Here is a 9,464-nt window from a genome sequence, read left to right on the forward strand (position 1 = left end):
GGTCTGGGGAGGGGGCGGAGGGCTTGTGGGCTGCGGTGTCACCCCTCTGCCCGCAACTGCTCCTCGCTCACGCCGCGGCGCCAGTAGCCGACGAACGTCACGCGGCGGCGGTCGATGCCGCGCTCGCGCACGAAGTGCCGGCGCAGCTGCTTCACGCAGCCGGACTCGCCGGCGATCCAGACGTACGGTCGCTCGGCGGGCGGCAGTTGGGCCTCGCGGAGGGCGTCGAGGGCCATGGAGGAGCTCTCGTGGCCCTTCTCCTCCCTGACGAGCCAGGTGATCTCGGCATCCGCCGCGGTCGCCAGGTCCTGGATGTCCCCGGCGTGCGGCACCTCCAGCCAGACCCGGGCGCGGGTGCCGGCCGGCAGCGACTCGACGATGGCCGAGGCGGCGGGTACGGCGGTCTCGTCGCCCCAGACGACCACGAGGTCGGTGTCCTCGGGCGGCCGGAAGCGGATCGCCCGGTTGTCGGCGACGGCCGGGCCGAGCAGCAGGACCCGGTCTCCGGCGGCGGCCCCGGCGGCCCAGCGGGAGGCGGGACCGGCCTGGACCGAGGCGCCCGGCTCGATGCCGTGCAGGGCGAAGTCGATGTCGATCTCGTCCGGGTCGCGGCGCAGCTCTCGCAGGGTGTACGACCGCATCACGGCCCGTACGTCGTCCGGCAGTTCACGCCACCCCTGCCACCATCCGTCCCCCAGCTCCAGCGGAACGACCGGCTCGGGCTGCCCGGGGTGGGGCAGGAACAGCGACAGTGACTGGTCACGCCCGTCGGAGTGGAAGGCGTGCAGATCGGGCCCACTGAAGGTGACACGGACCAGGGACGGACCGAGCCGCCTCGTCCGCACGACCTGGAGCGAGAAGAAACGGAACGGGGCGGCTACGGCGGTGGTCATAAGGGCTCCTGAGTCATGGTCAGGGGGTGAGGCGAAGCGACTCGGGGCGGGGCTGTGTCGATCTGCGGCTCCGCCGCGTGGGCGCGCCCAGCCGCATACGGACCCGCAGCCGCAGACCACGGCAAGCCCCCGGACACCGAACGCCTAGCTGACCTTCTTCGCGGTCTCGATGGCCTTCGCCAGGTTCTCCACCAACGGCACGCACTTGTCGTACGACAGGATCGGCTCGGCCGAACGCGAGATGACCTGCCCCGCCTTGACCGCCGGCAGCTTCTTCCACGTCGCCTCGGTGATGTTCGCCGGCTGGATCGCCGAGGACCGGTCGTCCATCATGATGATGTCGGCCGCGTACTTGTCGACGTTCTCCCAGCTGAGGCTCTCGAACCAGCCGCCGCCCTCGGCCTTGGCCTTCTCCGGCGGCTCGACGAAGTTCACGCCGAGGGCCTTGAAGTACTCCAGGTCGACGGAGAGGTTGGTGCCGGAGACGTAGAAGAGCTCCTGGCTCGCGGAACCGGCCATCACCTTGGTGTCGGGGTGCGCCTTGGCGGCCTTGCGCAGCCGCTCGGAGGCCGCCTCGAACCGCTTCTTGGCGTCGGTGGCCTTCGCGGACTTCATGTCGCCGCCGAGGGACTCGGCCAGCTCCCACATGCGCTGGAGCGGGGCGGTGAGCTGACGGTCGTAGACGGAGATGCCGACGCTCGGGGCGAGCTTGGCGATCTTGTCCTTGGAGGCCTCGGGGACGTACCAGAGGGTGCCCGCGGAGTCGAACATGGTGCTGATCAGCACGTCGGGGGCGAGGGCGGCGTACTTCTCGACGTTGAACTGGTCCCAGCTGTTGCCGAGGATGGTCACCTTGCTGATGTCCATGTCGCCGGCCTGGACGTCGGGCTTGCCGTCCTGCGTCTTGGTCGGGCCGAAGACGCCCTTGACGGAGACGCCGTAGTCGTAGAGGGCGGCGGCGACGCCGGTGAAGGCGACGATGTTCGCGGGGACCTTGTCGAGCTGTACGTTCTTGCCGCGGTCGTCCTTGAAGGACCACGGGCCGGACTTGGCGGACGCCTTCGAGTCCGAGCCGCCGTCCGTCGAGTCCTCACTGCCACACGCGGTCACGAGGGCGCCGAGTCCGAGAGCGCCACCGGCGGCGAGGATGCCACGGCGGGAGAAGCGGGCGGTTCTGGCGTTCGACATCGCTGGGTCTGCTTTCGTACGTTCGGAGCCACTGCGGGCACGGCTGACAGCCAGTTGGCTGGATTTAAGCTTAGGTTAGCCTAACCTCATGCCGTGTCCAGGGGGGCCCTGGTACCTGTGCCCGAGGGAGGGGCGGGGATGCCCTCGGGGTCAGTGATCCGGATCACGAAGGGGCGTACCGAAGCTCCGGCAGGGGCTCCGCCTACGGCTTGAGACGGCGCGTCACGGCCCGGACCAGGTCGATACGGGCGACCTGAAGGGCGAACTCCTGTCCGCGTCCCGGGGCAGGCTTCGCGAACCAGGGGAGGCCGTGGCGACGCCACTTGGCGGGCGCGAGGTTCCCGGGAATCGGCGGCAGGTCCAACGACCAAGTGTTCAGCCGCAGTTGTCCCGTCCAGCGCCCGGCCGGCAGCTCGGTGACCGGCACCCGTACGACGAAGTCACCGCCGGACCGTGAGGCTGCGCGGGCGGGGAAGACGGCGGTTTCGCCCCGGCCGTCCTCCAGGTGGACGGCGAGCGCACCGTCCGGGAAGGCGGCCGGCGTGCACCGGCCGGCCAACTCCAGTTCCGTCGACGAGCCCGGGGCCCACCGCACGCTGCGCAGACTCAGGTGCGGCAGCACCTCGTGCTTGCGTTCACCGATGTCGAGCGTGAAGTTGCCGTGGGGGTTGGTGGTGTAGAGCGTGACGGCACGGGCCTGGTCACCGCTGTCCACGATGTGCGTCGCCGCCGCACCCGACACCCCGCTGTCCCGCCTGCTGCCGATCCGGACCTCGCGGGTGATGCCCTGAGCGCCGATCGCGAGGGAGATGTCCCAGAGCCCGTCGGGGAGTAGGCCACCGTCACCGGCGGTGGTGATGTCGAGGGACGCCTCGAAACCGGCCTGTTCGTAAGATACCGCCCCTCGTCCTCCTCCTTGCCGAGCCCTGGAGTCGCGGTGTGCGTGACCGGAAGCCGGTACTCCGTGCCGCTGTCCCGCTCGCGCAGGACGAGTTCGGGAACAGTGTTGGGTATTCCTCGGCCAGCCGGTCCAGTTCCTCACCCGTGCCGTCGGTCGAACCGTCGTCGACCGCGATGACCTCCACTGCGCCCCGGCCGATGCTCTGCTCGGCGACGGAGGTAATGCACCGCGTGAGATAAGGCATTGCATTGTACGCGGCAATAATCACCGAAACGGCAGGGCCGGCCATCGTGATGCTCCCCCGGAGAAACGAGGCACGCCCCGCTCTCCGGCGTGGTCAGCGCCGGTGCTCAATTTCGTACACGGGGAAAGGGGCCATGTGATCTGTGAAGATGCCATGGAGCATATGTGCCTGCTGAGTGACTTTCTCCCCGGGGAGGCCGGCAACGCACGCCGTGGTCGGCGCAGGCCGCCGACCCGGGGTCTCAGCTGATCAGCCCCAACTCCCGTGCGATCAGCATCCGCTGGACCTCGCTCGTGCCCTCGCCGATTTCGAGGATCTTGGAGTCGCGCCACATGCGGGCGACCGGGTACTCGTTCATGAAGCCGTAGCCGCCGTGGATCTGGGTGGCCTCGCGGGCGTTGTCCACGGCGATGGTGGAGGAGTAGAGCTTGGCCAGGGCCGCTTCCTTCTTGAAGGGGTCGCCGGACACCAGGCGGGCTGCCGCGTCGCGCCAGGCGAGACGGGCCGTGTGGGCCTTCATCTCCATGTCGGCGATCTTGAACTGGATGGCCTGGTTGGCGGCGATCGGCTTGCCGAAGGCGTGGCGTTCCTTGGCGTACTTGACGGATTCGTCGACGCAGCCCTGTGCCAGGCCCGTCGCCAGGGCCGCGATGGCGATGCGCCCCTCGTCGAGGATGCGGAGGAACTGGGCGTAGCCGCGGCCCTCCTCGCCCAGCAGGTTCGCCGCCGGGACCCGGACGTCCGAGAAGGACAACTCGCGGGTGTCCGAGGCGTTCCAGCCGACCTTCGAGTACGGGGCCGCGATCGTGAAGCCCGGCGTGCCGGAGGGGACGATGATCGAGGAGATGAGCGGCTTGCCGTCCGGCGTGCGGCCGGTGACCGCCGTGACCGTCACCAGGCCCGTGATGTCGGTGCCCGAGTTGGTGATGAAGCACTTCGTGCCGTTGATCACCCACTCGTTCGTCGACTCGTCCAGGCGGGCCGTCGTGCGGGTCGCGCCCGCGTCGCTGCCGCCGTCCGGCTCCGTCAGGCCGAACGCGCCCAGGAGTTCGCCGGAGCAGAGGCGGGGGAGCCATTCCTGTTTCTGGGCCTCCGTGCCGTAGCGGTAGACCGGCATCGCGCCGAGCGAGACTCCGGCTTCCAGCGTGATGGCCACCGAGGAGTCGACCCTCGCCAGTTCCTCCAGGGCCACGCCCAGGGCCAGGTAGTCGCCGCCCATGCCGCCGTACTCCTCGGGGAACGGCAGCCCGAACAGGCCCATGCGGCCCATCTCCCGGACGATCTCGTACGGGAACTCGTGCCGCTCGTAGAGGTCGCCGATCTTCGGCGCCACGACCTCGTGCGCGAACTCCTCGACCGTGCGGCGGAGTTCCTCCAACTCGGGGGAGAGGCGGTAGTCCATGGTGATCACTGCTCCTCGGTGTCCTCGTGGGACAGGGCTCGGACGGTGCGGGACGGGCTGGGTCGGCCCAGGTGGGTGGCCATCCACGCGCTGGTGGCGACGAGGCGGCCGAGGTCGATGCCGGTGTCGATGCCGAGGCCCCGCAGCATCCACACGAGGTCTTCGGTGGCCAGGTTGCCGGTCGCCGACTTCGCGTACGGGCAGCCGCCCAGGCCGCCCGCGGAGGCGTCGACCGTCGTGACGCCCTGCTGGAGGGCCGCGAGCGTGTTGGCGAGGGCCTGGCCGTACGTGTCGTGGAAGTGGACGCCGAGGGCGGACGGCGGGATTCCTGCTGCGTCGAGGGCCGCGAGGAGCGCGACCACGTGGCCCGGGGTCGCCACGCCGATCGTGTCGCCCAGGCTCAGTTCGTCGCAGCCCATGTCCAGGAGGGACGTGCAGACCCGGACAACCTGGGGGACCGGGACCTCGCCCTCCCAGGGGTCGCCGAAGCACATGGAGAGGTAGCCGCGGACGTGGACGTCCTCGGCCTTCGCCCGGCTCACCACCGGTTCGAACATCGCCAGTGCCTCGTCCACCGTGCGGTTGAGGTTGGCCTTGGCGAAGGACTCCGTGGCGCTGGCGAAGACCGCCACCCGCCGGGCGCCCAGGGCCAGGGCGCGGTCCAGGCCGCGTTCGTTCGGGACGAGGACGGGCAGCGCGACGGGCAGGTCGGAGACCATCGGGAACAGCTGTTCCGCGTCCGCCAGCTGGGGGACCCACTTGGGGTGGACGAAGCTCGTCGCCTCGATCGTCGTCAGGCCCGCTTCGGCCAGGCGGCGGACGAACTCCGCCTTGATCGGCGTGGGGACCGTCGCCTTCTCGTTCTGCAGGCCGTCACGCGCGCCCACCTCGTGGATGCGGACGCGGGTGGGGAGGTCCCGGGCCGGGACCACCATCGGGAGACCGTCGACTGTCATTCCTCCGCCTCCTCGTGGGGTGCGATGACCGCCAGCACTTGGTCCATGGCGACCGTCGAGCCCGGGGTCACGTCCAGTTCGGTGACCTTGCCGGCGTGCGGGGCGGAGATGACGTGCTCCATCTTCATCGCCTCCACCACCAGCAGGCTCTGGCCTGCCGTCACCTCGTCGCCGACGGCGACCTTCACCACCGTCACCGTGCCCGGCATGGGCGCGGTCAGCGAGTCGGCGCCCGCGTGGGCCGCGCGGCTCAGGGACGCGGCCACCGGGTCGTGGTCGCGCACGTGCCAGGCGTCGCCGTCGCGGCCGAGCCAGTCGGCGGCGCGGTGGAAGGTGTGGCGGACGCCGTCCAGCGTGACGGAGACCCGGTCGCCGGTGACCGTGGCGGTGCCGCGCGGGGTGTACTCCAGTGGGTCCTGCACCCGCAGGTGGAAGGCGGGCGGCTTCCGGGCCCCGCCGATCCGCCAGCCGCTCGGGACCGAGAAGGGGTCGGTCCAGCCGCCGGGCCCGGGCGTCAGCGCGTCCAGGCGTACGGCCGCCGCCGCCTCGTACACCTCCTCCGGTACCTCCGTCGGGACCAGCCCCTCGACCTCCCGCTCGACCAGGCCGGTGTCCAGGTCGCCGGCGACCACCGCCGGGTGGGCGAGCAGCCGGCGCAGGAAACCGGCGTTGGTCTGCACCCCGAGCGTGACCGTCTCCGCCAGGGCCGAGCGGAGCTTGCGCAGCGCGGTCGCGCGGTCGGGACCGTAGGCGATGACCTTCGAGAGCATCGGGTCGTAGAGGCTGCCGACCTCCGTGCCCTCCGTGAGGCCCGAGTCGGTGCGGATGCCGTCGCCCTGCGGTTCGCGGAGCCTGAGGACCGTGCCGCCGGAGGGGAGGAAGCCGCGCGCCGGGTCCTCGGCGCAGACGCGGGCCTCCACCGCGTGCCCCGTCAGCCGTACGTCCTCCTGGGCGATGGCCAGGGGCTCGCCGGCCGCCACCCGCAGCTGCCACTCGACCAGGTCCAGGCCGGTGATGAGTTCCGTGACCGGGTGTTCCACCTGGAGGCGGGTGTTCATCTCCATGAAGTAGTACGAGGACGGGTCGCTGCCCGGGACGATGAACTCCACTGTGCCGGCGCCCCGGTAGCCGCAGGAGCGGGCCGCCTGGACCGCCGCCTCGCCCATCGCGGAGCGCGTCCGCTCGTCGAGGAGCACGCTGGGCGCCTCCTCGATGATCTTCTGGTGGCGGCGCTGGAGGGAGCACTCGCGCTCCCCGAGGTGGACGACGTTCCCATGGCCGTCGGCCAGGACCTGGATCTCGATGTGCCGGGGGCGGTCGATCCAGCGCTCGACCAGCAGCGTGTCGTCGCCGAAGGAGGCGCGGGCCTCGCGGCGGGCCGCGGCGATCTCCTCCTCCAGCCGGGTCAGGTCCCGCACCAGGCGCATGCCCTTGCCGCCGCCGCCCGCGCTCGGCTTCAGCAGCACGGGCGCGCCCAGCTCGCGGGCCGCGTCGGCCAGTTCGGGGTCGCGTCCGCCGGGGACCACGGGCACTCCGGCCGCCCGGACCGTCTCCTTGGCGCGGATCTTGTCGCCCATGAGGGAGATCGCGTCCGCCGGAGGGCCGATGAAGACCAGGCCGGCCTTGGCGCAGGCGCGCGCGAAGGCGGCGTTCTCGGCGAGGAAGCCGTAGCCGGGGTGGACGGCCTGGGCCCCGGTGCGCGCCGCCGCCTGGAGCAGGCGCTCCACCGACAGATAGCTCTCCGACGCCGGGGCCGGTCCGATCCGGACCGCCGTGTCCGCCTCGCGGACATGCCGGGCCTCGGCGTCCGCGTCGGAGAAGACGGCCACCGAGCGCACGCCCATCGACCGCAGGGTACGGATGACCCGTACGGCGATCTCGCCCCGGTTGGCCACAAGCACTGTCTCGAACATCGTCGTCCGTCCCCTCACATCCGGAAGACGCCGAACTGGGGGTCACCCAGGGGCGCGTTGGCGCACGCGGTCAGGGCCAGGCCCAGGACCTGCCGGGTGTCCAGCGGGTCGATCACGCCGTCGTCCCAGAGGCGGGCCGTGGCGTAGTAGGCATTTCCCTGGCGCTCGTACTGGGCGCGGACCGGGGCCTTGAAGGCCTCCTCGTCCTCGGCCGGCCAGGACTCGCCGCGCGCCTGAAGCTGGTCCCGCTTGACGGTCGCGAGGACCGAGGCGGCCTGCTCGCCGCCCATGACCGAGATCTTGGCGTTCGGCCACATCCACAGGAAGCGGGGGGAGTACGCCCTGCCGCACATCGAGTAGTTGCCGGCGCCGTACGAGCCGCCCACCACGACCGTCAGCTTCGGCACGCGCGTGCAGGCCACCGCCGTGACCATCTTGGCGCCGTGCTTGGCGATGCCCCCCGCCTCGTAGTCCTTGCCGACCATGAACCCCGAGATGTTCTGCAGGAACACCAGCGGGATGCCGCGCTGGTCGCACAGCTCGATGAAGTGGGCGCCCTTCTGGGCGGACTCGGAGAACAGGATGCCGTTGTTGGCGACGATGCCCACCGGGTGGCCGTGGATCCGGGCGAAGCCCGTGACCAGGGTCTGGCCGAACTCCGACTTGAACTCGGCGAAACGGGAGCCGTCGACCACGCGCGCGATGATCTCGCGTACGTCGTACGGGGTGCGGGAGTCGACCGGGACGGCGCCGTAGAGGCCGTGCGGGTCGACCTTGGGTTCCGTCGCCTCCGTGACCTCCCACGGGAGCGGTCCTCGTGCGGGGAGGGTGGAGACGATCGTGCGGACGATGCGCAGGGCATGCGCATCGTTCTCCGCGAGGTGGTCCGTGACGCCCGAGACGCGGGAGTGGACCTCGCCGCCGCCGAGCTCCTCCGCCGTGACGACCTCGCCCGTGGCCGCCTTCACCAGGGGCGGGCCGCCCAGGAAGATCGTGCCCTGGTTGCGGACGATCACCGCCTCGTCGCTCATCGCCGGGACGTACGCCCCGCCGGCCGTGCAGGAGCCGAGGACGGCGGCGATCTGGGGGATGCCGGCGCCGGACATGCGGGCCTGGTTGTAGAAGATCCGGCCGAAGTGGTCCCGGTCGGGGAAGACCTCGTCCTGCATGGGGAGGAAGGCGCCGCCGGAGTCCACGAGGTAGACGCAGGGGAGGCGGTTGTCGAGGGCGACCTCCTGGGCGCGGAGGTGCTTCTTGACCGTCATCGGGTAATACGTGCCGCCCTTGACCGTGGCGTCGTTGGCGATGACCACCGTTTCGCGGCCGCTGACCCGGCCGATGCCGGCGATGACACCGGCGGCCGGGGCCTGGCCCTCGTACATCTCGTCGGCCGCGAGCGGGGCCAGCTCCAGGAAGGGCGAGCCCGGGTCGAGGAGGGTGTCGACGCGGTCGCGGGGGAGCAGCTTGCCGCGCGCGGTGTGGCGGGCGCGGGCCTTCTCGCCGCCGCCCCGGGCGGCTGTGGCCAGCTTGGTGCGCAGCTCCTCCACGAGGGTGCGGTGCGCCTCCTCGTTGGCCCGAAAGGCCTCCGACGCGGGGTCTGCCGCGCTCGTGAGCTCCGGTGCCTCGTGCATCCTGCGGTCCCCTCACCTTGTTAATGAGCGTTAACGCATTTCCTTCAGGTTAACGAGCGCTAACCTCCCTGTCTAGAATTGATTTCATGGCCACGAGAACCGATGCCCCCACCCGACGCGAGCAGATCCTCAAGGAGGCTGCCCGGCTGTTCGCCGAGCGGGGCTTCCACGGGGTCGGAGTCGACGAGATAGGTGCCGCTGTCGGGATCAGCGGGCCCGGGCTGTACCGGCACTTCGCGGGCAAGGACGCGATGCTCGCGGAGCTGCTGGTGGGGATCAGCGGACAGTTGCTGACCGGGGCGAAGCGGCGGGTGGCGGAGGCGGACGGGGGTGCGG

At 71.0% G+C, this 9,464-nt stretch carries 9 protein-coding genes; 1 reads left to right on the forward strand and 8 read right to left on the reverse strand.

Annotation, left to right across the window (positions count from 1 at the left end):
• Positions 1-38 precede the first annotated feature (38 nt).
• From CA983_RS35140 to CA983_RS35175, 8 genes are all read right to left on the reverse strand, one after another.
• Positions 39-893 (reverse strand): siderophore-interacting protein, encoded by an 855-nt coding sequence (locus tag CA983_RS35140; protein ID WP_086604798.1) that lies wholly within the window; start codon positions 891-893, stop codon positions 39-41.
• Between the two features lie 144 nt (positions 894-1,037).
• Complete coding sequence (locus CA983_RS35145; protein ID WP_086604799.1) at positions 1,038-2,081, reverse strand: ABC transporter substrate-binding protein; 1,044 nt, start codon at positions 2,079-2,081, stop codon at positions 1,038-1,040.
• 202 nt (positions 2,082-2,283) lie between these two features.
• Entirely contained in the window at positions 2,284-2,823 is a 540-nt protein-coding gene (locus tag CA983_RS35150) for a hypothetical protein (protein WP_086604800.1), read from the reverse strand.
• Positions 2,824-2,923: 100 nt separating this feature from the next.
• On the reverse strand, positions 2,924-3,271 hold the full coding sequence (locus CA983_RS48455; RefSeq protein WP_279628492.1) for a glycosyltransferase family 2 protein: 348 nt from the start codon (positions 3,269-3,271) through the stop codon (positions 2,924-2,926).
• 196 nt (positions 3,272-3,467) lie between these two features.
• Entirely contained in the window at positions 3,468-4,628 is a 1,161-nt protein-coding gene (locus CA983_RS35160; protein WP_086604804.1) for an acyl-CoA dehydrogenase family protein, read from the reverse strand.
• Positions 4,629-4,633: 5 nt separating this feature from the next.
• Positions 4,634-5,584 (reverse strand): hydroxymethylglutaryl-CoA lyase, encoded by a 951-nt coding sequence (locus tag CA983_RS35165; protein WP_086604801.1) that lies wholly within the window; start codon positions 5,582-5,584, stop codon positions 4,634-4,636.
• Positions 5,581-7,497, reverse strand: a complete 1,917-nt coding sequence (locus tag CA983_RS35170) for an acetyl/propionyl/methylcrotonyl-CoA carboxylase subunit alpha (RefSeq protein ID WP_086604802.1) — start codon at positions 7,495-7,497, stop codon at positions 5,581-5,583. Before CA983_RS35170 ends, CA983_RS35165 begins: the two co-directional genes overlap by 4 nt.
• Before the next feature lie 14 nt (positions 7,498-7,511).
• Positions 7,512-9,128 (reverse strand): carboxyl transferase domain-containing protein, encoded by a 1,617-nt coding sequence (locus tag CA983_RS35175; protein ID WP_086604803.1) that lies wholly within the window; start codon positions 9,126-9,128, stop codon positions 7,512-7,514.
• 86 nt (positions 9,129-9,214) lie between these two features.
• Here CA983_RS35175 and CA983_RS35180 point away from each other — a divergent pair.
• Positions 9,215-9,464 (forward strand): helix-turn-helix domain-containing protein (locus tag CA983_RS35180; protein WP_143645634.1); only part of this gene is annotated, 250 nt, incomplete at its 3' end.

It is taken from the genome of Streptomyces swartbergensis (assembly GCF_002148965.1).
Taxonomy (GTDB): domain Bacteria; phylum Actinomycetota; class Actinomycetes; order Streptomycetales; family Streptomycetaceae; genus Streptomyces; species Streptomyces swartbergensis.

Bases quoted from the DNA above. Each gene is read 5' to 3' on its own strand.
- CA983_RS35140 (WP_086604798.1), bottom strand. From the start codon at position 893: ATGACCACCGCCGTAGCCGCCCCGTTCCGTTTCTTCTCGCTCCAGGTC.
- CA983_RS35145 (WP_086604799.1), bottom strand. From the start codon at position 2,081: ATGTCGAACGCCAGAACCGCCCGCTTCTCCCGCCGTGGCATCCTCGCC.
- CA983_RS48455 (WP_279628492.1), bottom strand. From the start codon at position 3,271: ATGGCCGGCCCTGCCGTTTCGGTGATTATTGCCGCGTACAATGCAATG.
- CA983_RS35160 (WP_086604804.1), bottom strand. From the start codon at position 4,628: ATGGACTACCGCCTCTCCCCCGAGTTGGAGGAACTCCGCCGCACGGTC.
- CA983_RS35165 (WP_086604801.1), bottom strand. From the start codon at position 5,584: ATGACAGTCGACGGTCTCCCGATGGTGGTCCCGGCCCGGGACCTCCCC.
- CA983_RS35170 (WP_086604802.1), bottom strand. From the start codon at position 7,497: ATGTTCGAGACAGTGCTTGTGGCCAACCGGGGCGAGATCGCCGTACGG.
- CA983_RS35175 (WP_086604803.1), bottom strand. From the start codon at position 9,128: ATGCACGAGGCACCGGAGCTCACGAGCGCGGCAGACCCCGCGTCGGAG.